This window comes from Vibrio sp. 1CM8B (assembly GCF_023161685.1).
Taxonomy (GTDB): Bacteria; Pseudomonadota; Gammaproteobacteria; order Enterobacterales; family Vibrionaceae; genus Vibrio; species Vibrio coralliirubri.
Genome location: NZ_JALNTU010000005.1, coordinates 182,907 through 204,109 on the forward strand (window position 1 = coordinate 182,907; position 21,203 = coordinate 204,109).

Genomic DNA, 21,203 nt, shown 5'->3' on the forward strand with positions numbered 1-21,203 from the left:
ACTTCCTGTATCCATAGACAAGTCCAATCTGTAGTACTTTCACTGAAAGCCAGATCATCGATATCTCCAGTTGTGTATCACCAATAAATCTAGCATACAATCTTTAGACTGTTCTGCGACACAACCGATATAATCAACTCTAGTGCCAAACCATCTCGCCGCTAAGCACTTTCGCACCAAGTTCTAAATCACCTTCCGTTACCTTAAATTTCGGGTAGGCTTTCTTCATATAATCACTGATCTCAACCGATGTTGGATTACTTTTGCTCGCCAATGCTTTTTCAATATCAGCCACATAATCCTTCGTGAACTGAACTGCATTTATCCCTGTTGGCATTTCACCTAAATAGTGACCCGGAATTACAACCTCTGGCTCAAGTGCTTTCATACGCTCTAACGATTGTGACCACTGGCTACGAATCTCTTTCGATGCGGCATCTGCCATCCATACATGCACACCGCTATACACCGACACGCCACCAAATACAGTCTTTTCAGACGGAACCCAAAGGTAAGCTTGGTGTGTATTTATCTCTTTCACTTCGATGGTTTCACCTTCGATGCTTAATGTTGAGCCGTTCATCACCGTTGGAACAATCACCTTAGAGGGCGCATTGTCTTCTAATATAGGCCCCCAGTATTCAAGCTTTGCATCTTTGGTGCGTTTGATATGTGCGACAACCGCTTCACTGGCTACGACCTTGACGTTAGGAAATGCCGAAACTATCGGTTCCAAACCAAAGTAGTAATCTGGGTCGCCGCTACTGATGTAAATCATCGATAATTTTTTGCCTGTAGCTTTGATTTGCTCCACCAGATTTTGTCCATCAGCCACACTAAATTGCGCATCAAACAGAATCACTTCTTTCTCACCCGAGACCAATACCGAGCTGGCTGGGAATATCGCGTTCTCGCCGGGGTTGTAGTGAGTGATATTCAGATCCGCAGCTAAAGCAACACTTGATGCCATTACGGTTCCTAGGCTTATGGTTCCTAAAAGCATGCTTTTTGATAACAGGTTTTTCGATAACGTATTCATGGCTTTATTCCGATATTTGGAGTTGAACACCTGCCAACTCGCTGAATGTCCAAACATCTTATTTGATTGTTTTTAGATGAAATAGATATCAAATTGACTTTAACTGTTGCAGTTTTCGGACATATACTGAGGTCGGTTTAATTCTCTAGGCAATAAAACAATGGATAAACTCGAGGCAATGAATGTCTTTGTCACCATCGTGGAACGTGGCAGTTTGAGCGCAGCGGCAGAACACCTTGATCTCTCCCGAACCAAGGTCACTCGTTATTTGGGTGAGTTAGAAGCATGGATGGACACACGCTTGCTTCACAGAACAACACGAAGCTTGAGTTTAACCAGTGCAGGCAAGGAAACACTTGAGGTCGCCAGAGAACTTTTGGCACTGGAAGCATCACTAACTGGCATCAGAAACCAAAACCGAGAGCATTTGAAAGGTCAGCTGCGTATCACTGCGAGTTACTCGATTGTCGATAGTTTCTTGATGGACGTGATCGGTCGCTTCATCGATAAATGGCCAGAGGTCTCGATTGATATCGTTTCTACCGATCAAACGGTCAATCTTGTTGAGTCACGTATCGATTTAGCGATTCGTATTACCAACGAACTTACACCCAATCTTGTTGCTAAACAGCTAGGTGAATGCCGCTCCGTGATTTGCGCGTCGCCTCAATATCTAAAAGAGAACGGCACACCCAAAGACGCACAAGATCTAGCGCACCACAACTGTTTGTCATTCAGTTACTTTGGCAAAACCGCATGGACGTTCAATGGCCCCAATGGGCTGGAATCAGTGCCAATCAAAGGGAATATCAGTGCAAACACCTCGGAAGTATTGCTGTCTGCCACCTTGAAAGGCAACGGGATCAGCATATTGCCCTTCCCTTCAGTCGAAACCTTGATGCGTGATGGTCTATTAGTGCCACTGCTTTCTGAATGGCAACCTAAAACGCTCGGTGTTCATGCTATTTATGGAACGCGTAAGCAAGTCACTCCGCTGTTAAGGGCCTTTATTGATCATCTATCAAATGAGATGGAACAGTCGACAAGTTGGTAAAGCGCGACGCCATGAATGTGGAGAAAAACTTGCCATTAATAAAACTGATGCAGAATTAAAATCATTAATTTTACTTAACTTATTATTACTTCTATCGTGACTGCATACATCTTCAATAAGCTTATTAACGCAGGGACACTGACTATGACTGCCATTACCGACCTAGACCTCCTACTAAAATCCATGTCACCAGAATTAATCGACGGGAACTATGTTTTTTGCACTGTCGACGGAGCGTTAGCAGACTATGTTCAGCTCAACCCAATCTCGACTTTTCGTGAGAAAGAAGGTTTAACTCTAGTTCTTGAAGAAGACGTTGCAACCAAAGCTCAGCTAGACTTCGACGCTGTATTTAGCCTTATCACTTTATCGGTACATTCGAGCCTTGAAGCGGTTGGATTAACGGCGGCGTTTGCGACAAAGCTTGGCTCATACGGCATTAGCGCTAACGTTGTTGCAGGCTACTATCACGACCACATCTTCGTTCAAAAAGACAAAGCAGAAGCTGCAATGAGTGCGCTGAAAGAGTTTTCAGAAACTGATTAATTAAGAGTTCGATGACTCACAAATACAAAAAAAGCGACGTAATCTACGTCGCTTTGACTTATTGCTTACCGCGCACTCACTGATCAGGCATCAGCGAGTAAAACAGTTAAGCAAGCTTAAAAGTGGCCACTTTGTCACTTAAACCAGCGGCTTGGTTCTTAAGTTCGTTCGACTCAGTTAAGCTGTCCTGTGCCCCCACAACTAGGTGGTCAGTAACATCTTTAATGGTCGTAATGTTTTGGGTAATTTCACCCGTCACGTGTGTTTGCTCTTCAGCAGCCGTCGCGATTTGAGTCGCCATATCACTGATCAAAGCCACCGCCGAGTTGATCTCTTCAAGCGCATGCGAAGCTCTGTCAGCATCTTCTACTGAATGAATTGCCAGTTTAGAACTGCTTTCCATCAGCTCAACCGCCTGAGCTGTCGTGCGCTGTAGGATATCAATCGTTGATTTGATCTCTTCTGTTGAAGAGTGAGTGCGCTGCGAAAGCACACGTACTTCATCAGCAACCACAGCAAAGCCACGACCTTGTTCACCAGCACGAGCCGCCTCAATTGCAGCATTCAAAGCAAGCAAGTTGGTTTGCTCTGCAATGCCTTGAATCGTTGCGAGTACGGTCGAGATCTCTTGAGCATGCTTGTTGAGCTCGCTAATCACGTTACCCGCTTCGTTCACTTCATTGGCTAGGTTATTGATTGAACCTTTGGTATCCACAACCAGAGCGTGACCGCTGTTAGTGCTTGTCGCTGAATCTTGCGCCGCTTTTGCTGTTTGCTCGGCATGCGATGCAATCTCTTGCGTTGCGCTCGCCATTTCCGTTACAGCCGTCGCGACCATGGTGATTTCTTGCTGCTGATGATTAAGCTCATCCACCGAACGATTCGCACGCTGAGCACTTTGCTCTGACTGGCTATTTAGCTGCTCTGACTGCCCACGGATATGGCCAATCAATTGCTGTAAGCTTCCAACAAAGGTATTGAAGTTATGGGCTAACTCGCCCACTTCATCTTGGTTTTCAACATGAATGCGTTGAGTTAAATCACCACTACCATTCGCGATTTGCGCCAGTGCTTGAGATACGTGGTTCAACGGACGGAATAGAATCGTACACAGCAGGTTAAACAGTATGGTACATACGATCACCACAAGTAGCGTCACCAACACTTGACCAATCACAGCATCAAATAGTGGCGCAACCAATGAGTCATGGTTAACAACGCTCACAGTAATCAAGCTCGTTCCATCAATCGCACGTGCGTACAGAACATAGTCGCTGCCGTTCAACTCGATAGAAGTGTCTTTACCGCTAGTCAGAGCCTTTTGTACATCCGCAAAATCTAACCCAAGTGAGCTGATATTTTTGTTCAGTAACTTGGTGTCAGGGTGCGTATAAACCGTGCCTTTATTGGTCGCGATGAACATGTAACCTTCACCTGGAAGAATCACTTGCTCTAGGCTATTAAGAATGTCGGTAATTTCAACATCCGCACCTAACACAACCTGTTGACCATGTAATTGCATGGCAGTACCCAGCGACACAACATTCGCTCCAGTTGCAGCTGCAACCGTTGGGTTATCCATGAACACCTTACTTGGGTTCGCAACCGCATTGGTGTACCAACCCCACAAACGAGGATCATCATTGCCCGGCGGCAGTACTACTCCGTTCGCGTTCTTTTGCGAACCATCAGGAAATGCCAAGAAGACATTATCAAAAGAGGCTGAGTCACGAACCTGTTTTAGATGAGTCACCAAGCTTTCTTGTTTGGACTCTTTCGAAAGAGAAGTAAGCGCACGCTCTTTGGATAAGATCCAATCCGATACATATTGATTGTACGAAGCCGATGCGCCCTCTAAGCGCTGTTCAACTTCAATATCCAACCTTTGCAGTGAAGCACGAAAAGACAATGCCTCGACCAAAATCCCCCCCAGGATAATGGCCATACTGGCTGAAATCGCCAGCTTATTTTTAAGCGAGAGTTTCTTGAACATAGGAAACCTATAATTTGGAAGTAAAAAACCGTGGCGAACAAATTGGTTGCCAAAGCGGTTTGCAAGCGGGATATATTTTACGCTTTAAAATAAATTAAGAAACCGATGAGGAACTGAAATATTGATATATGTGAGTAAGTGCACGCATCGTAACCCATTGATTTAGAGAATGGTAAACTCTAAATTTTGAATTAATGTGCTAAACAAGGTCAGCTGATGGGTGTCTTTGTTTGAGAGTAATAACGGCACAGATCGCGCCATGCCGTTGGCTCATTAGGAAGGTATTTAAATGTGTTGAAGGTTTGAAAAAAAATAGGTCGCGGGCTAAATAGTCAAAAGTTGATCAACCAAAGTCCAACGTTAACAGCAATCGTGTCTCGTCAGATGAAGTGACTGGTGAACGATGCACAAGGCCTGCATTTTCGTTGCCACTCCAGCGCTCCCCTTTTAGTAATGCCACATCACCACTCGAAAGTTGTTGGATATCTGACTCATGATTGTATAAGCCTGACGCTGAATCTGGCTGTCCGTTAGCCCCTCGCCCTAGCTTAGAACGGTCGACTAAGTCGTTTGGCAACCATTGAGTCGCAACACCATGATAAGTTGTCACCAAGCGGCAAGGCACTTGATCAAAATGGAAACGTGGGCACATCGTTTTGTTCAAAACCGCTAAACGCAATCCGACTTCTTCAAGCTCGAACAAACAACAAAACATATCCACCAGCTCTGCCATGTTTTCTAATAGCGCTTTAGAGGCGGTGCCATCGGTGGAAAATTCCAACTTATCGAAAGCATTATCAGGTGACACACTAACAGACTTACTAAAGTTTGGATTCAAGGCGATAAATTCACTGATTGCCGTTGTTAAGCCCTCATCAAACTTTCGCTGCCATACCGCCATATTAATATCGCTTTGGTAGATATCCGCTAATACCGTTGGCTGCTCAGAAGCACTAAAGCTTGGCTTGTGATTCGCCTGATCCTGGATACTCACAACTGAACTAATGTTGACTGGCTGGTTGCTATTGGTTGCCAAAGGCTTGGTTAACACGGCATTCATTACGTCGTCTCCTTGTCAGTACTATTGTCTAATCATTTGTTTTTGTTAACTTTAAAATATATCAGCACATAACCTTTCTTAAACGCACTAACAAACTACTACAAAACAAATACAACATATAGATACGTTATAACATAACACCCAAAACAGAGAAACCTGTAAGATCCTCTGCGACATGAAGGAACATCAGTACTTTCAATTCATAATCGACACTTTAATTAGAGATCTTCCGATAACTGGTAAGAATCTCCCATCTTTTAATTAGCCTACTTATACTTTCTTTATATTAACTCGGAAAGATCAAGTTATAAAAATAACAAAACCAACCGATATCGCATTTTACTATTAGCACAAAAACTCACAACATTAAGAAACAATTAGAATATAAGCGACTCAACATAACTAGTAATTAATTTTCGAAAAATAATTATCACAAGTAGTCCTCTCCCTTTAAAATTAACTAAAACGAGTTAAAAAACGAACAAAAAAAGTGAGTATCGAACAAATTCCGCTCAAAAAAACCATCAATAAAACATTGTTTTATTGATGGTTTTAAATAGCGTAGAATAATAGATAACTATAAAAATTGTGCCAATGGTACCCTAGTCTTAAAGTCATTTAATGAAAACCACCGACCTTAACCTCATTCCTGTATTTGTCGCGATATTTGAAGAAAGAAACTTATCAAGAGCAGCAAAGCGACTGGATATAACTCAACCTGCCGTAAGTAAAGCACTATCAAGATTAAGAGACGTGTATGAAGATACCTTATTCAATAGAACACGTTCAGGCGTTGAACCAACAAGCTATGCGTCAGCTCTTTATCCTGATATGTCTGCAATCATTAACAATTTCAATGCAACTTTATCGTCAGCACATAACTCTTTTGAACCAGCAACATCTATACGTTCGTTCTCTATTGCCTGTATACATGCGATTGACTTCTTCGTTCTACCAGAACTATTTTCCAGGATTCAACAATCCTCTCCAGGTATAACTTTAGTCGCACACCCTATTACTTCTTCTGATTATGAAAACGATCTTAGTTTAGGTAAATACGATCTAATTATTGGTTTACGCCCCATTGGGAATACTCTATTAAAACATAAAGTCATTCTTACCGGACAAATGAAAGCATGTTGCAGCGCTGATCACCCTAGAATTCAGGAAAACGCGGTTACTAACGAAGAATTCTATGCAGAAAACCATGTTGCGGTAACTCGTGAGGTAAACAGAGAGCACGTATTATCTGATGCCGACATTAAAGCTCTAAACAAACGAAATGTTGTTTATAACGCTTCTAGTTTTTTTGAAACATTCCCCTTAATAGAAAAAACTGACTGTATAGCCCTTTTACCTTCATTTATGGAAAGTACTTGTAGAGAGAAGTTCTCAATAAAAACTTTTGACCTACCTTTTAACTTCAACGATATAAGCATATCAATGTATTGGCATCCACGTAAAAATGTCGATACAGCACATCAATGGCTCAGAAATCAAGTATGTGCAACAACCATACGTACAACTAACACGGCTGATTAATATTCAACCTAAAAGGGTCTGATTCTATAAAAAAGCACCTGCTAATTAATCGCTACTACGGTGACGTAATAATTATTATTTAATATATAACCAATTTTCATATTTCAATTCGTCATAATCCTTGCGCTTTATTGCAGTAACCTCACAAAATCAAGGTATTATAATGAAAAAAATGAACATTGGCTCACTTAAGATGTGCGCTTTGTCAGCAGCAATTTTGGTTGGCATCACTGGGTGTAACGATGATGACGATAGTACAAGCTCTGCACCGATTGAATTCAACAATCCAGTTACGATTACACCAGGAATCTTTGTAGACGCTGCGGTTGATGGTCTTTATTACACCGACAACAAAACTAACTCTGGCTTCACTGAAAATGGCGGTCAATATACTGCATTGTCAAATAGTGCAGTAACCTTTTACCTTGGTGGTGAAAATGGACTTAAAGTAGGTGCGGCATCTAACCGTGATGTTTTAAGCCCATTTGAAGCAACAGGCACTTATGAAAGAGCAGTCAACCTCGCGATTCTTCTTCAATCGGTCAATGTTGGCGACCAAGACTCAAATATTGTGCTACCCGAAACACTCTCGACGAACATCGATGAAACAACCATCAGTGCGCTACATAAAGTCAACCTAGACGACCAAGACACGATTATCACATTCCTAGATGATCATATGGGCATGAATGAAGCTGACATTGTCAGCGAGGATGATGCAATCGCTCACATGAACGATTCTTTAGACAAGTATGAGCGAGGTGAAGACTCATCTGTTCCAATGTTTCAGCGTGGTAGCGGTAACATCATTCGTGAAGTTAGCGTCAGTCAATATAAACTGACTGGTTTTAACGATGATAATTCGACGAATCAAAAGGAGTTTTATGTTCATGCAGACAAAACCACCGACGAAGACACATTTAATCTAGTTCGTAGCTCTGCTCGCTGGGATTACAAACTCTCTGACGACGCTATTGTTTTCCTAGAGGGTAACAACGACTCAGGTTTTAGCTCTACTTGGGCTGGCCAATACTTATCTTGTGTTGCATTAGAGGGTGACTTCACCGTTACTGACGATAATCAAACCAAATGTAATGATCAACCAGCTACGACGCTCGCGCAATTCAATCTTAGCACCCCATTCTCGTACAAGTTTAACAACCCAAACGAAAGTGAACCCGAAGAAAGCATAAGTTATGACGATGAGGATATAAAAAACCACATGCCTTATGTCCTAGTAACTTCTCAATCAGAATTGAACACCATGGTTGAAGGTGAGCTTTATGATGACTCAAATGACCAAGACGGTAGCGCATGGCAATACAACATTTACTCACAGTCTTACGATGCTACAACGCAAGTACTAACCATTCTGGATAAAAAGTTCAGCCTTGGTGACCAAGAAGATAAATCTGCGTCAGATGCTAGTGCCCGTGAAGCTATTCGCTTCGTTTACCAGATTGACGATCAAGAAACTGACCGCTACGTCGACTTTGTTGGTACATGGGAACACTTAGAAACTTGTAACAACGGGGAACAAGCACGTTCAGAGTATGTATTTGGTGAAAAGGACATCACTGTATCTGGCCAAGAGTGTTCAGGTTCCACGCCAGTAGAGTTGGATGATGAGGGGCCTTATTCTTATGCCGACTTTTCTAACCTAGACTACTGGTGGTTTAACCAAACGGACCGAGCTTCAAAAGCAACGCTTGCCGAGTTAAATACAACTGTTCGCTTCTGTGACTCTGACGGATACGAAATGGGCAATGAATGTCCAAACGGAAAAGAGTACTTCGTAAAATGGTCATACATGCCAGCAGGTAAAGACTGGGATCAAGGTGTTTTAACTCGTCGTAAAATGCTACCAATTGGCCTGTCAACGAACGTATCCACATATCAAAAAATAAACTAACCTAATGCTTGTGGGGCCGTGTAGGCCTCACAAGCACAATTCCTGAGTACTACCTTGGTATCTCATTCAACTAACTGCTCCCTTTATCACATCAAATGCTTGCTTCTTGCGCTTGCTTCCAACAATTGACTGTTTCCTAGTGGGTTACGGTAATTCTTTAGATACTGACCTAAGCTTCTAAATACCCTTACCAAAGATACTCAATCTATATGGTGACAACTTATGAAAAAACTAATCTCTACATTCGGCCTCCTATGCACCGTTATTTCCGCTCAATCTTTCGCGGAATCGGGCTACACATTAGATCCGAAGTTATCGAACATCACATTCGCGACCATTAAAAAGCAGTTTGTTGTCGAGCCCGCATCCATCAAACCTATGTCTGGAGGGCTCACCGAAGAGGGTCAGTTTTCAATAGTATTGGACTTGAAAAGCGTGAGCACCGGTGTCGCTATTCGTGACCAGAGACTGAATGAACTCTACTTCGAATCAATGAATTTTCCTGAAGTGAAGATCTCAGGAAATGTTGAACCGTCGATGCTATCCGGTGACCCCAAAAGAGCAACAGTAGCAGCGGAAGTTACTTTACACGGCGTAACAAAAACGATCGATTTCCCAGTTGTGGTGGTTCCATCAGAAGGATTTGTCATGGTTAGCTCAGCCTCGACAATCATCGTCAACGGTGCTGATTTTGGGATATCGACAGAGAATCTAAACAAACTTTCAGCGACCGTGGGTGGATTAGCGATTTCCGACAAAATCCCTTTAAGCTTTAACCTACTTTTCGACCAATAATGGGCTTATAACTCTTCCTTTCTGTTCTGCCTCATTTCACATTCATCAATCGTTAAAGAGCGGTGAATGTGAGTGAGAGCAACTGAGCATCAAACTTTTCTAAATAACCTAATCATTTAGCTCCAACTTTAGTCTAACCATTGATCACTCAATTCTACGATGATTAAAACAATCGCTTATTGCCTTCCCCTTGGCATAGCAACAGATCTCCCTAAGTGTTTAAACATACTGGCTATTTTCCTGCCTCGAAACCACCTTTAGATATGCAACTTATATGACTAACAGCCTAGTGATATTGATGGTGAATGATGTCAGTATGCAAAATCAAACAAAGATTTTGTCCTATTGCCAGAGCATCTAGTCAAACTGAAAAGAGCCCCCTTTTATGCTGAATACACACATCGTTAATCGAGACAGCTTGGCTGGAATGGGGGCGACTCTAATAGGCAACGGGATCGGTAGGTTTGCCTATATAGCATTGATGCCAGCTCTCATTCAAAGCGGTTGGTTTAGCGAGAGTGATGCATCTTTCCTTGGTGTAGCAACCCTTCTTGGATACATATTGGGTGCACCAGCTGCCAATATACTGTTACATTATTTCAGCGCCGGTCATTTGATTCGTTTTGCGATGTTGGTGAGCAGTTTTAGCTACTTGGGCTGTGCACTGCAGGATGCGCCCTTGGCATGGTTCTATGTTTGGCGAACTTTGGCTGGAGTGTCAGGTGCTTTGCTCATGGTCGTCGCTCCTCCGGTAATTGTTCGAAAATTTACCCCAGATGTGAAGGCTCGTGTCAGCGGTGTTGTATTTTCCGGTATTGGGCTTGGGGCAATGTTATCTGGTACCTTAATTCCTGTGCTCATTTATTTTAGTGTGGTTTCGGCTTGGATTGGCATGGGAGTCATCGCGTTGGCCACCACTATACTCACCTGGAATGCATGGCAAACCCAACCTAATAGGTCAAAAGCTACTTATATAAAGTCTTCCTTCTCACAACTATCAAGGCCTAAGTTAATCAGCGTAACGCTTATTCTTGTGGCTTATACCTTCGACGCTATCGGCTACCTACCACACACCTTATTTTGGGTTGATTACATCGTGCGTGGACTGGGCATGTCGTTCACTAGCGGTGGGTTGTTCTGGGCAACCTTTGGTATTGGTGCCGCCATTGGCCCATTAATAACAGGCATGTTGGGAGACAAGCTCGGGCTAAAGAAATCACTCTGCATTGCATTTAGCTTCAAGGCTCTAGGCGTGGCATTACCCCTTTTTAGCACTCACCCCATCGCGCTACTTATTTCTTCATTACTGGTCGGTATTTTCACGCCGGGGACGGTCACTCTGGTGTCGACTTACACATTGGAGATTGTCGGTTATGAACTGCACACCAAAGCGTGGGCTGGGATGACACTTTTTTTTGCTATATCACAAGGAGTCGTCGGGCTTGTGATGGCGTACTACTTAAATCATATGGCGTCGTACGATTTGTTGTTCAGCATGAGTGCTGCTGCTTTGATTTTATCTGCGGTGTGCACCTTAATGACCGCGACTCGACCTAAGCGTGAACACTCAATCTAAATCTAAACGCGCTTTTGGGACTCAGTTATCGAATAAAATAAGGGATTAACATGCAACTCTACTTAAATGAAACCTCTCCGTTTTCACGCGTAGTCGCAGCAACAGCACTTCTGTCTCGTTGCTCGCCTTTGTCTTTTGTTTGGGTCGACCCTTGGAGTACGCCGACCAACCTGAAAAACGTCAATCCATTTTGCTTAATTCCGGTATTGGAACTGGAAGATGGAGCTTCACTAACAGAAAGCTTATGTATCTGCCAATACCTAATTGAAACGTATCAACCTCAAACGCTACGCCAAGTGACGTTAAGTGATGCCCATCAAATGAAGCATCTAGGAACAGCAAAGACATTAATGGAGATAGCTTTTCGAACCGCAGCACTAACACGCTATACCGATAGTGATAATGTGCTAATAAAGAGAGGACAAGACGGTATCGCTGCCGCGCTAAAGCAACTTGACCAAGAGATAAACACACAAGGGTTAGATTCCCTTCTTACTGATAACTTGGCCACGTTGTATCTCCATGTCGCTTTAGATTACGTCCAATTCCGACATACTGCGCTGTTTGATGAAGCGAACAGCCGAAACATCACCGATTTTTTACACCGTTCTCCATTCGCAGACGTACTGGCACACATAAGCATTGAGAGATTGGCAAGCAAGCCTGACTATGAAATGTTATTAAACTCGTTCGGTCATGGGGCTTAAAAATGGCATGAAACAAAGGCGTGCAAAGTTTAGAATTGAGCATTAGATAGGCTCAGAGATGTCGTTGATGTCACATGTCGTTACACAGCATGACGCCTTAAGGCTTTACATCTTGGGCGAGGTAAACAACAATCCCTGAGAATAAATCCATAACATAATGTATTTAGAAATTATGAGTAGTACAGAAAACAAAAAATCGAGTCCTCTTTTCGAAGTCGTGTTTAACGTCTTTCTTCCTTCATTCATCTTAATGAAATTCAGTGGAGAGGAGCACCTTGGAACAGGCTTAGCATTGCTCGTCGCCCTTGCCTTCCCTATTGCTTACGGTGGCATGGAGTTAATCCGCAACAAGAAGTTCAACTTCATCGCGGCACTTGGCTTCGTCAGCGTGCTATTAACGGGCGGTATTGGTTTCTTCGAACTAGACACTCGCTGGTTAGCACTAAAAGAAGCATTAATCCCTGGTCTAATTGGTTTGGCGGTTCTTGGCTCAACCTTCACCCGCTACCCGTTTATCCAAAAAGTTATCTTCACACCGGCTCTGTTAAACATCTCTCTTATTGAAGAGCGCCTCAAGCAGTTCGGTAACCAAGCAAAGTTTGATCGTTGCCTAATGACATCGAACTACCTGTTTGCGAGCACCTTCGCTTTCTCTTCTGCGATGAACTATTTCCTAGCGACTTGGATTGTGACAAGCCCTGCCGGCACTGCAGCCTTTAATGAAGAGTTAGGTAAGCTCACGCTATACAGCTACCCAGCCATAGCTATCCCTAGCATGCTGATGATGTTAGGTATTTTCTATTACATTTGGCGCCAAGTTCGCGCTATGACTTCGCTAGAAACAGAACAAATATTTATTACTAAGTAGTCCTCGTTACGTTAGCTTTAAATACAGAACAGCTTCAAATACTAGATTATTGAAACGCCATAAAGCCCAGCACTTTCGCTGGGCTTTATCATTTTTGCTGTCTAATTCATGAACCCAATCGGCGTTCCTTTGATTGATACTCTCAATCAACCAAGACATCCACAGTCACTTATCTCTCGTGAACTCAACTAACTCGCTTTAAATCCATAATAATCAATGAATTCCATTGATTGAGCCGACAGATGCTTTTATAGTCAATTCTGTTGGTTACTTTACAAAGCTCTACCCAACCACTGACAATATTTCAGTTGCCGTTGATAAGATCGCATAAGCTAGGTGCTAAAGGTAGACGCCAGCCCTACTCAATAAGGAATATAGATTATGAACAAATCTCAATTAGTTGAACACATCGCGACTTCTGCAGACATCTCAAAAGACCAAGCAGGCACGGCGCTCAATGCGCTTGTTGAAGGTATTTCTACTTCGCTTGCTAACGGTGATGACGTATCGATCCTTGGTTTTGGTAGCTTTAAAGTTAACTCTCGTGCCGCTCGAACTGGTCGCAACCCGCGTACCGGAGAAGAGATTCAGATTGCAGCGTCAAAGACGCCAGCATTTAAAGCAGGCAAAGCACTGAAAGAGACGTGCAACCTGTAATACAAAAAATACAAGGAAGGTTACGATGACGACTAAGGAAAAAGCGAAAACGAGCCGAAGCAAAAAAGCAGGTAAGTCGCCTAAAGCGCAAGCTGAAACACCTAAGACTCGTCAACGCATTGAAGAGCTTCTCGAAGAGCGTGAATTGGCCAAACTGTTAGAGCTATAGTTTATGTAAGAACTAAAGTTTAGGTTTGAGCAAAGTGATAGTTTGTTATCGTTCTAATGCCACTGCAGATTTGTAGTGGCATTTTTGGTTTTAGAAACAGATTTCTAAAGTAAATACCAATCGCTACCTTCGTCTTCTATCTACTAAGACACAAACACATCTGCCCAAAATCTGAGCACTAAGTAACTGATTAAGTTACATAGCTATACATTCCCATACTTACCCAAATCGCCTTTTTCACTATCATCATTTTCTTGTTATTGGTGAGATTATTGGAAGGGTTCATGACACGACTGTGTTCGAGCAATCCTTCTTTTTTGAGGTGATTATGAATGTCGTTCGCATGGGGATTGAAGCAAATACCCATAAAAATAAGGGTAAATACAAAGCAATAGTTAAGTTTGCTATTCGAGCCCTGTTTTATTATTCAGCCACTCGAAAAATGAGTGATAATTTCAACTCTGAAGAGAGAAAGTTGTTATTTATCAAGCAACCCAACTTCCTTTCTAAATTTGTCACTCCCTACTTATGTACTGGTTTTAGCAATAAAGAAAAAATCGATATCTTATCCAAACACTACGACTGGTTTGAAAACACCTTTGCAACAGAAGCTAGACACCAAATCTATAATGAAAGGCTCAACCTTTTAAAACTTGAGATAGATGACAACGTTTATCTGGTTAATCTCAGCTTCGAAAGGAACGCGAGAAAAGAAGGTGAACTGACAATTTCATTGACCAATTCTAAACTCGAAAAAATGTATTCCATCTCGTTCACGGTTTTCGACAACAGCGTCTACATCGGCGGTATTCAAGGGGGGGCCAATGACAATGGATTTAGCCGCACATTCACAAAAGCTTTCTACGGTTTAAGACCTAAATCTTTCATGGTAGAAACACTAAGGCTGTTAGCCATTAACTTCGGTATCAACAATATCTATGCGGTAAAAGAGTCTGGTCATGTGTCGAACTCATTACGCTATGGCAAGAAAAATAAAGACATCAGCCTTAAGTACGATAGTTTGTGGGAGGAGCACGATGGACAGGTGCATAATGACTATTTTTATCGTCTACCAACCAACCCCAACAGAAAAGATCTTGAGACTCTAAAACGCCAAAAGCGCAAGTTGTATCGCGAGCGTTATGCCTGGCTAGATCAGTATGAACAAGATCTAAAGAACGAAATGCGCCACCACATCCACGGTTCCATTTAACTAACAACTGCCTTTAAACCAGCACTAGTTGGCTAATAATTTCAGAAGAGACAAACACTAAGCCTCGAAATACGGGGCTTTAGAATCGAGAAGCAGATCCGTAACCAACGTTCTGATCTCACTCAAACTCCCCTTTCAACTTAGGCCACCCTTGTTCTTACTCATACGAATCAATAAAGGATCGGAGTGCTTGCTGGTCGACTATTTCCAACCCTTGATCTCCTTTTCTGATGAAGCCCTTGTCTAATAGGTCTTTAACCGCTCTTCGATACACTCTGCTCGATGTACCAAATCGTTCTGCTTCTTGATTCACTTTATCGAAACCGCCTAACACAGTGTTAGTCTCGCTTTGAACCAATAAATCATACGCAATATTGTAGGTAATTGAGTGTAAAAGACGGTTAGTGTAAATACCCATAGAGTCTTGATAATCTTCCGCCAATGCAGAGGCAAAGAAGAACATCATCTCCGGATTTTCATGTAGTGATTCTGCTAGCTTCTGAATGCAAATAACATCAACTTGCATGTGTTCATCAGCCACTACGTTCCACTGACAAGGGGTCTGCGTGAAAAACTCCATCTCACCAAAGATATGGTAATCGCAATTCACCTCGCCCAATTGAAAACGTCGCCCATTAGCTGCAGAAATACTCATAGAGACTCTTCCAGCGGGCACTACATAAAGGTATTGAAGCTGTTCACCTTGGCGCAGAATTTCATCATTCTTATCAAAATAGCGCGAACTGACTTGGTGTTGGTAAATGAGAGCTTTGAATTCAGAGCTTTTTTGTTCTAGGTAGTTTTTAAAGCGTCCGCTTGAGTATGGTGCAATCTTCATACTAACTGTCTCTCATTACATGAACTGCTGTTGATGTTATTAGCGATTGTAGCGGCTTAAGCCAATGGAGAGAACAATAAAAAAAGCGACGGTCTCCCATCGCTTTTATCGTTCGTTTGTTCAAGCTTCTATTGAGCAATCAAGGCTTCTAACGCCGCTAATGATGCAAGCCGCTCTCCTTGCATCATTGCCTCTGCTTCATCGACATATTGCCCAACGCCCTCTTTTACATCTTGTTCATATAAGACAACATTGTTCAAGATAGAAGCTACATTAAGCCCTCTCAAGCGTCCAACGGTAAACAGCGCGGATGTTTCCATGTCTGCACCTAAAATGCCTTTGCCATTCCAGTACTGACAAAGCGCCTGTTCGTCATCGGTATAAAAGCTATCGTGTGAGCGCACCGTTCCTAAATAGTAAGGTGTTGATTGCTGCTGCAAGAACTTATCTAGCTCTTTGAGCAAGGAGAAGCTTGCATAGGCGGGATACGACGGCTTAACGTAAGCGGTAGATCCCCCCTCATCGCGAACCGCGCCCTCTGCAATAATTAACTCACCAAGCCCGATATGTGACTGCATCGCACCTGCAGACCCTACTCTGACGATATGAGTCACACCACAAAGCTTAAGCTCTTCTACCGCAATGATCATTGAAGGTGCGCCAATGCCCGTGCTACAAACTGATATCGCTTTCCCTTGATATTGACCGGTGAAGATTCGATATTCACGGTTCTCAGAAACCATCTCGGCACCTTCAAGCAAGCTCGCGATTCGATTCGCTCTATCAGGCTCACCACAAACAATAACTAACGGAACAATTTGCGTTTCATCAACGCCAATATGAGGTTGCTTTGCCATCTTAACTCCTAAGAAGCCGTTACTTGAGTGAGTGATTTATCACTATTTCGCTTTGCAGTTCGCGCCCACTCACGAGTACCATTTGCCGCAATAAACATTAAGATTGCGTATTGAACAGACATTGCGTAAACGCCCTGTGTCGCATAAATACCAACACTAATAATGTTAATCACAATCCACAGTATCCAGTTTTCAACATACTTACGTGTCATAAGAACTTGAGCAACAATAGATAGAATGGTCATCGTTGCATCCCAGAATGGGAACGCATCCGGTTCAAGCACTGGCTCCGCTAAATCCGCACCAAATAGATTCAGGCTATCTACCGCGATGTTTGCTAGCGCAAAGAAGAAAGGGTCGATGTACATAGTTAGCAAAGCAATAGAAATCGCACAAGCTGCGGCCGTTGCTACTAGTTTATTTTGGCTCAACCAACGAACTTCTAGCGTTTCACCTTGCTCATTAGGACGTGTCCATGCGTACCAACCGTAAATGTTGGCGCAAAAGAAAAATAGTTGTAGAAGTAACAGTCCGTATAACTGAATTTGGAAAAAGATAACCGCGAATAAGGTGACATTCAGCAATCCGAACAGGTAGTTAATGGTTTTTTCTTGGCTTGCAAACCAAATACACAACAAACCAAACACGGTGCCGAATGCTTCAATCCAGCTCATTGCGTAGCCATCCCCTATTGGGATATTGACTAAAGTATTGTTGATATCAAGTAGGGCGAATAGGTCCATAGGTGTGTCCTTTATTATTTGTTTTAGTGGCACCTATTTTATTGCGCCTCTCCAAATAAAAAGGAGGACATTTGTCCCCCCTAGATTGCATGCGATCATAAATCAGAATATTAAATCCGGAAAATCAATTTCACGGGAAGATATCATAGCCCTCCCACAGTCTCGAACTCGAAACTCCAGCACCAAAACAAACCCCTTCCCAAAACGGAATTTTAGCTTACTGGCTTAACGCCGATATCGCGTTGACGGTTACGTTTGAGAAGCGCATGATTTTATTTCGAGCAGAATCGTTGTCTGGCGTGTTAACCGTTTACTCACGCCATAACCCGTTCTGTGTAACGTACTCAATTGAATGGCAGGTCACATGAATAAAGTAATTATGTTAGTAATGGGGCTGCTTTTTACCAGTCGATTGTTTGCCAGTATTGTGCCGCATGTTGGTCAACTTGAGCATGATGCGCCTATTCTCCTTCGCTCGGCATTGATTGTGGGTGTTACGGCTTACGCGGTTTGGAGTGCATTCAAATACTTCAAAAAGACCAAGGCCTCAGGTTCAGATCAACTGTAACGGCGACAGTCCAAAATCTTTTGAATAAGCCTCTAATTTCGATTATTGGTCCGCGAAATAATCGACCAAGATTTTACGCCATTTTCGTGACTCACGAATCTTCAACAGTGCGCGGTTAATCTCTTCTTCATACGCGTTATTTTCAGCGATGATAAAGCCATAATTCTGTTTTTCTAGCTGATACGGCAACACCTCTAGATCTTCAAACTGCCCGCTTATTCTGCCGTTACCGATCATATATTTGAGTACCACATCATCGGCAACAATCGCTTCGACTTCACCATCCTCTAAAGCCGCCAGAAGCCTTGGCATATCGACATAACTCTTGTGTCGAATACCGAAGCTTGTGAGCATCAAAGAAGACGTCGTTGCAACCTTTGCACCCACCTCCACATTCGCAAGATCATTCACACCTTTAATATGGGAAGAGCCTTGGCTGAGCGTAAGCTTGCTGGCTAATACCGCAGTAATACTGGCGATGAAAAGCATACTTAGCACACCAATGAACACCGTAGCTATTCGTCCTGTTAAGCTCTTAAACTCGAAATAATTGAATGGGCCTCGAGTGATAAAAAGCAAACCCAATATGAAACTTTCTAACCAACGGCCCGTTCGGCTTTTCATTGAATAGAGCTTTTCATTTTCACCGTGTTCCAATATGTAAAAAAAGGCACCAATCACACCAGAGATAAAGATGATAACTCCAATGATCAGCCACAATGCAGGGTTTAAGAAAATGGCGTGTAAGGTATGAAGGTAACCTTGCTTCTTCACAGCGATAGCGAGGTGAGTTTCATAAAAGGAATGGGAAAAGTCAGCAAACAACTCACGCTCTGGGGTGATTGAAATACAAGAGACACCGATGTCGATTTGCTCTGATTCAATCGCATTGAGTAATTCATCCAAACGGTGATTCTCTATCGTGTACTCAACGTCCATCTCTTTGGCAATCTGTTCCCAAAGCTCGACACTCAGGCCATTCCATTGACTTTCCATCGAACTGATCACAAAAGGAGGACACGGGTAAACACCGACTTTAAGTGGAGAAGAAGAGGCAAAAGTACTGAAGAATAAAAAAAGAGAAACGATTGAAGTGACACCGTATCGGAGTGTCGATTTGAAGTATTTGTGCATCAGCAGCCCTCCAGAAGAAGGCAGCAATGAATTGAATCGAGTACGAAGGCTCGACTAATGAACACACATCAGCGCGATCAGAAGTGAAGAAAGATTATGATAAATTCAATACTGCCCTAGCTTTATTCGTTATTACCTTAACTATAGAAAACCTCTATTTATTGTGCAAAACAATGGGCGTAACAAACTAACGGCATAGGGAACATCAGATCGATAACTAGTGGGATGACATAAACTGGCTTTGTGCCGACGAACATAACTTTCCGCACTGCATAATTTGGCTTTCAAGGAAGTAGATATTACGTCTGCTTTTGACCCATTGGGCACGAACTTCCAGTTCTTGACCAATGGAAATAGGATGATGAAAGCGAGACGCCAAACTCACCGTCATTGCAGTGATGTGATTTTGGAACAAACAATGCAGCATCGCACTGTCGTGTAACGCGGTGACAATGCCACCTTGCATGATGCCATCGTAGCCCTCAGCTTTATCTGTTGGTACAATCTTGGCTCTGATTTTATATTTAGCTACTGCCTCATGCTTAGTTAAAGTCTCATGCTCGCCACTAGCTTCAAAACAAATGGCGCTGTCGTTGAAAAAACCTTGGCTGCACACTTGGCACCGCCGATGGTTGTGTGGAATGAAAACCTTCATACTGACCTTTTACCCTTAGATTGCTAGAGATTGATATGGCTCGACCAAAAAAACATCGCCAGTTGTGTACCCGTGCGGCTTACTCTTGTTTTAAGCCCAATGGTGTTCCTATGGACGAGCTTCATAAAGAAGAATTGCTATTAGAAGAGCTCGAAGCCCTACGCTTGGCTGATCAAGAAGGCTTGAGCCAACTTGAAGCCGCCGAACAAATGCAGGTGTCTCGTCAAACGTTCGGTAACATTATCAAGCGTGCACGAGCTAAAGTCGCCAAGTGCATCGTCAACGGTCACGCGTTGGTGATTCAAAGTAGTTAATTAACGTGTTAGCCAGAAGTTATTTAACTCAGTGAGCGAGAACTCTTGATGCTTAGCTTGATGGCTCAGTAATCTGATACAGCTTTCTACTTTGCCCTTCACACACATCCTTGCAATTGCACGCACGCTCAATATCTAACTTCGCCAATCCTCCACAGCTGCCTTTGATTGGCTTGCGAGAAAAAATCACGCCTATCGCCATCAATGTAACGACTCCGACAAACCCCAATAGCGTCAACAAAAAGGTCATTTTCGGAACCCTCGAATAGCACCTAGCTGATTAGGCTGTACCATTAGAATCGAAGCTTGTTTTTTGTGCCCGTTTTCGCCGCACGTTTTATTGCCACACCCACTATTTCTCGGCTCGCGACCATAATCGAGATCGGTCACTTCCCGTAGATTGTCGAAATCCAAAGTCCCGATTTCTGCCTTACCTGTCGATGCCAAGACTCGAATATCGTTCTTGAACAAGTGCGCCAGCATCTTCTTACCTATATGACGAACCACCACAGATTTCACATCGTAAGAACGGAGGACAGAGATCCATTGCTTCTTTTTATTGCAAGCGGTGTCGGAATCAACCAAAGGAACAATCTGTTTTATTTGTCGTTGTTCATCGACAATCGCGATCTGTGGGGAACGAGCAAAATGGTTGCCGACATGAAGGTCACGACAAGGTATTGCGTATAACATAGTAACTTCCTGTTATTGATGATCAGAAGTTCAGCATACGCCCCATTATTAGCATATGCCAATAACTATCATGTGAAAAATAAGATTTACTGGATCGATAACTAAGATCAAAAGCTAAAAGCTACAAGCTACAAGCTACAAGCTACAAGCAGCCAATAGGGTTGGCGCAGGTTACTCTACCTCCCGCACCTGTTCATGGAGAGCCTCCCTTCCCCAAAAACAAGAATGCCCCACTAGTGCGGGGCCTTCTTTGTACGTAAGAGTTGAAAT

At 42.9% G+C, this 21,203-nt stretch carries 23 protein-coding genes; 13 read left to right on the plus strand and 10 right to left on the minus strand.

Going from position 1 to position 21,203, the window contains the following annotated elements; genetic code table 11:
* Positions 1-139 precede the first annotated feature (139 nt).
* A complete protein-coding gene (locus MSG36_RS12250; protein WP_248368059.1) occupies positions 140-1,039 on the minus strand; it encodes a Vmh family MBL fold metallo-hydrolase in 900 nt (299 codons plus the stop codon).
* 160 nt (positions 1,040-1,199) lie between these two features.
* Between MSG36_RS12250 and MSG36_RS12255 the strand changes: the two genes are divergently transcribed.
* Positions 1,200-2,093: a LysR family transcriptional regulator gene (locus MSG36_RS12255; protein ID WP_248368062.1), complete on the plus strand. Its 894-nt coding sequence runs from the start codon at positions 1,200-1,202 to the stop codon at positions 2,091-2,093.
* 144 nt (positions 2,094-2,237) lie between these two features.
* Positions 2,238-2,639 carry an ACT domain-containing protein gene (locus tag MSG36_RS12260; RefSeq protein ID WP_017070811.1) on the plus strand — a complete coding sequence of 134 codons (402 nt, stop codon included), beginning with the start codon at positions 2,238-2,240 and terminating at the stop codon, positions 2,637-2,639.
* 106 nt (positions 2,640-2,745) lie between these two features.
* Here the strand turns inward: MSG36_RS12260 and MSG36_RS12265 are convergent, their stop codons facing one another.
* Positions 2,746-4,632, minus strand: coding sequence for a methyl-accepting chemotaxis protein (locus MSG36_RS12265; RefSeq protein WP_248368065.1), 1,887 nt, complete (start codon positions 4,630-4,632; stop codon positions 2,746-2,748).
* Between the two features lie 343 nt (positions 4,633-4,975).
* Positions 4,976-5,692, minus strand: coding sequence for a DUF1826 domain-containing protein (locus tag MSG36_RS12270; RefSeq protein ID WP_248368068.1), 717 nt, complete (start codon positions 5,690-5,692; stop codon positions 4,976-4,978).
* Positions 5,693-6,313: 621 nt separating this feature from the next.
* On the opposite strand from MSG36_RS12270, the gene MSG36_RS12275 reads away from it, so the two are divergent.
* The 9 genes from MSG36_RS12275 (at position 6,314) to MSG36_RS12315 (ending at position 15,131) form a co-directional block, all read left to right on the plus strand.
* Positions 6,314-7,234: a LysR family transcriptional regulator gene (locus MSG36_RS12275; RefSeq protein WP_248368071.1), complete on the plus strand. Its 921-nt coding sequence runs from the start codon at positions 6,314-6,316 to the stop codon at positions 7,232-7,234.
* 163 nt (positions 7,235-7,397) lie between these two features.
* Positions 7,398-9,146, plus strand: a complete 1,749-nt coding sequence (locus MSG36_RS12280; RefSeq protein ID WP_248368074.1) for a hypothetical protein — start codon at positions 7,398-7,400, stop codon at positions 9,144-9,146.
* A 222-nt stretch (positions 9,147-9,368) separates the two neighbouring features.
* The gene (locus MSG36_RS12285; RefSeq protein ID WP_248368077.1) at positions 9,369-9,941 is read left to right on the plus strand and encodes a YceI family protein; all 573 of its coding nucleotides are present in this window, start codon (positions 9,369-9,371) and stop codon (positions 9,939-9,941) included.
* Between the two features lie 385 nt (positions 9,942-10,326).
* The gene (locus MSG36_RS12290) at positions 10,327-11,517 is read left to right on the plus strand and encodes a YbfB/YjiJ family MFS transporter (protein ID WP_248368079.1); all 1,191 of its coding nucleotides are present in this window, start codon (positions 10,327-10,329) and stop codon (positions 11,515-11,517) included.
* 50 nt (positions 11,518-11,567) lie between these two features.
* A complete protein-coding gene (locus MSG36_RS12295) occupies positions 11,568-12,224 on the plus strand; it encodes a glutathione S-transferase N-terminal domain-containing protein (protein WP_248368082.1) in 657 nt (218 codons plus the stop codon).
* 172 nt (positions 12,225-12,396) lie between these two features.
* Positions 12,397-13,092 carry a VC0807 family protein gene (locus tag MSG36_RS12300; protein ID WP_019826031.1) on the plus strand — a complete coding sequence of 232 codons (696 nt, stop codon included), beginning with the start codon at positions 12,397-12,399 and terminating at the stop codon, positions 13,090-13,092.
* Positions 13,093-13,473: 381 nt separating this feature from the next.
* The gene (locus tag MSG36_RS12305) at positions 13,474-13,749 is read left to right on the plus strand and encodes an HU family DNA-binding protein (RefSeq protein WP_017059113.1); all 276 of its coding nucleotides are present in this window, start codon (positions 13,474-13,476) and stop codon (positions 13,747-13,749) included.
* A 25-nt stretch (positions 13,750-13,774) separates the two neighbouring features.
* Positions 13,775-13,918, plus strand: coding sequence for a hypothetical protein (locus tag MSG36_RS12310; RefSeq protein WP_172379373.1), 144 nt, complete (start codon positions 13,775-13,777; stop codon positions 13,916-13,918).
* A 328-nt stretch (positions 13,919-14,246) separates the two neighbouring features.
* Positions 14,247-15,131: a VirK/YbjX family protein gene (locus MSG36_RS12315; protein ID WP_248368342.1), complete on the plus strand. Its 885-nt coding sequence runs from the start codon at positions 14,247-14,249 to the stop codon at positions 15,129-15,131.
* A 157-nt stretch (positions 15,132-15,288) separates the two neighbouring features.
* Here MSG36_RS12315 and MSG36_RS12320 read toward each other — a convergent pair whose 3' ends face one another.
* The 3 genes from MSG36_RS12320 to pnuC all read right to left on the minus strand — a co-directional run bounded on the left by MSG36_RS12320 (position 15,289) and on the right by pnuC (position 17,569).
* Positions 15,289-15,969: a Crp/Fnr family transcriptional regulator gene (locus MSG36_RS12320; protein WP_050650091.1), complete on the minus strand. Its 681-nt coding sequence runs from the start codon at positions 15,967-15,969 to the stop codon at positions 15,289-15,291.
* A 128-nt stretch (positions 15,970-16,097) separates the two neighbouring features.
* Positions 16,098-16,826, minus strand: coding sequence for a nucleoside phosphorylase (locus tag MSG36_RS12325; RefSeq protein WP_248368084.1), 729 nt, complete (start codon positions 16,824-16,826; stop codon positions 16,098-16,100).
* Between the two features lie 8 nt (positions 16,827-16,834).
* On the minus strand, positions 16,835-17,569 hold the full coding sequence (pnuC, locus tag MSG36_RS12330; protein WP_086970166.1) for a nicotinamide riboside transporter PnuC: 735 nt from the start codon (positions 17,567-17,569) through the stop codon (positions 16,835-16,837).
* Between the two features lie 364 nt (positions 17,570-17,933).
* Between pnuC and MSG36_RS12335 the strand changes: the two genes are divergently transcribed.
* Positions 17,934-18,137, plus strand: a complete 204-nt coding sequence (locus MSG36_RS12335) for a hypothetical protein (RefSeq protein WP_248368086.1) — start codon at positions 17,934-17,936, stop codon at positions 18,135-18,137.
* Between the two features lie 42 nt (positions 18,138-18,179).
* Here MSG36_RS12335 and MSG36_RS12340 read toward each other — a convergent pair whose 3' ends face one another.
* Complete coding sequence (locus tag MSG36_RS12340; RefSeq protein WP_248368088.1) at positions 18,180-19,271, minus strand: transporter substrate-binding domain-containing protein; 1,092 nt, start codon at positions 19,269-19,271, stop codon at positions 18,180-18,182.
* 217 nt (positions 19,272-19,488) lie between these two features.
* Positions 19,489-19,926, minus strand: a complete 438-nt coding sequence (locus MSG36_RS12345) for a PaaI family thioesterase (protein ID WP_248368090.1) — start codon at positions 19,924-19,926, stop codon at positions 19,489-19,491.
* Positions 19,927-19,961: 35 nt separating this feature from the next.
* On the opposite strand from MSG36_RS12345, the gene MSG36_RS12350 reads away from it, so the two are divergent.
* Positions 19,962-20,240: a DUF134 domain-containing protein gene (locus MSG36_RS12350; protein WP_017057476.1), complete on the plus strand. Its 279-nt coding sequence runs from the start codon at positions 19,962-19,964 to the stop codon at positions 20,238-20,240.
* A gap of 52 nt (positions 20,241-20,292) precedes the next feature.
* Here MSG36_RS12350 and nqrM read toward each other — a convergent pair whose 3' ends face one another.
* Together nqrM and MSG36_RS12360 are read right to left on the minus strand one after the other, a co-directional pair.
* Positions 20,293-20,490, minus strand: a complete 198-nt coding sequence (nqrM, locus tag MSG36_RS12355; protein WP_172379366.1) for a (Na+)-NQR maturation NqrM — start codon at positions 20,488-20,490, stop codon at positions 20,293-20,295.
* A complete protein-coding gene (locus tag MSG36_RS12360; RefSeq protein WP_248368091.1) occupies positions 20,487-20,933 on the minus strand; it encodes a NifB/NifX family molybdenum-iron cluster-binding protein in 447 nt (148 codons plus the stop codon). The genes nqrM and MSG36_RS12360 overlap by 4 nt, the downstream gene beginning before the upstream one ends.
* Positions 20,934-21,203: the final 270 nt, after the last annotated feature.

What these genes read in the sequence shown, in the direction of transcription:
- MSG36_RS12250 (WP_248368059.1), bottom strand. Translation starts at nt 1,039, where the DNA reads ATGAATACGTTATCGAAAAACCTGTTATCAAAAAGCATGCTTTTAGGA.
- MSG36_RS12255 (WP_248368062.1), top strand. Translation starts at nt 1,200, where the DNA reads ATGGATAAACTCGAGGCAATGAATGTCTTTGTCACCATCGTGGAACGT.
- MSG36_RS12260 (WP_017070811.1), top strand. Translation starts at nt 2,238, where the DNA reads ATGACTGCCATTACCGACCTAGACCTCCTACTAAAATCCATGTCACCA.
- MSG36_RS12265 (WP_248368065.1), bottom strand. Translation starts at nt 4,632, where the DNA reads ATGTTCAAGAAACTCTCGCTTAAAAATAAGCTGGCGATTTCAGCCAGT.
- MSG36_RS12270 (WP_248368068.1), bottom strand. Translation starts at nt 5,692, where the DNA reads ATGAATGCCGTGTTAACCAAGCCTTTGGCAACCAATAGCAACCAGCCA.
- MSG36_RS12275 (WP_248368071.1), top strand. Translation starts at nt 6,314, where the DNA reads ATGAAAACCACCGACCTTAACCTCATTCCTGTATTTGTCGCGATATTT.
- MSG36_RS12280 (WP_248368074.1), top strand. Translation starts at nt 7,398, where the DNA reads ATGAAAAAAATGAACATTGGCTCACTTAAGATGTGCGCTTTGTCAGCA.
- MSG36_RS12285 (WP_248368077.1), top strand. Translation starts at nt 9,369, where the DNA reads ATGAAAAAACTAATCTCTACATTCGGCCTCCTATGCACCGTTATTTCC.
- MSG36_RS12290 (WP_248368079.1), top strand. Translation starts at nt 10,327, where the DNA reads ATGCTGAATACACACATCGTTAATCGAGACAGCTTGGCTGGAATGGGG.
- MSG36_RS12295 (WP_248368082.1), top strand. Translation starts at nt 11,568, where the DNA reads ATGCAACTCTACTTAAATGAAACCTCTCCGTTTTCACGCGTAGTCGCA.
- MSG36_RS12300 (WP_019826031.1), top strand. Translation starts at nt 12,397, where the DNA reads ATGAGTAGTACAGAAAACAAAAAATCGAGTCCTCTTTTCGAAGTCGTG.
- MSG36_RS12305 (WP_017059113.1), top strand. Translation starts at nt 13,474, where the DNA reads ATGAACAAATCTCAATTAGTTGAACACATCGCGACTTCTGCAGACATC.
- MSG36_RS12310 (WP_172379373.1), top strand. Translation starts at nt 13,775, where the DNA reads ATGACGACTAAGGAAAAAGCGAAAACGAGCCGAAGCAAAAAAGCAGGT.
- MSG36_RS12315 (WP_248368342.1), top strand. Translation starts at nt 14,247, where the DNA reads ATGAATGTCGTTCGCATGGGGATTGAAGCAAATACCCATAAAAATAAG.
- MSG36_RS12320 (WP_050650091.1), bottom strand. Translation starts at nt 15,969, where the DNA reads ATGAAGATTGCACCATACTCAAGCGGACGCTTTAAAAACTACCTAGAA.
- MSG36_RS12325 (WP_248368084.1), bottom strand. Translation starts at nt 16,826, where the DNA reads ATGGCAAAGCAACCTCATATTGGCGTTGATGAAACGCAAATTGTTCCG.
- pnuC (WP_086970166.1), bottom strand. Translation starts at nt 17,569, where the DNA reads ATGGACCTATTCGCCCTACTTGATATCAACAATACTTTAGTCAATATC.
- MSG36_RS12335 (WP_248368086.1), top strand. Translation starts at nt 17,934, where the DNA reads ATGAATAAAGTAATTATGTTAGTAATGGGGCTGCTTTTTACCAGTCGA.
- MSG36_RS12340 (WP_248368088.1), bottom strand. Translation starts at nt 19,271, where the DNA reads ATGCACAAATACTTCAAATCGACACTCCGATACGGTGTCACTTCAATC.
- MSG36_RS12345 (WP_248368090.1), bottom strand. Translation starts at nt 19,926, where the DNA reads ATGAAGGTTTTCATTCCACACAACCATCGGCGGTGCCAAGTGTGCAGC.
- MSG36_RS12350 (WP_017057476.1), top strand. Translation starts at nt 19,962, where the DNA reads ATGGCTCGACCAAAAAAACATCGCCAGTTGTGTACCCGTGCGGCTTAC.
- nqrM (WP_172379366.1), bottom strand. Translation starts at nt 20,490, where the DNA reads ATGACCTTTTTGTTGACGCTATTGGGGTTTGTCGGAGTCGTTACATTG.
- MSG36_RS12360 (WP_248368091.1), bottom strand. Translation starts at nt 20,933, where the DNA reads ATGTTATACGCAATACCTTGTCGTGACCTTCATGTCGGCAACCATTTT.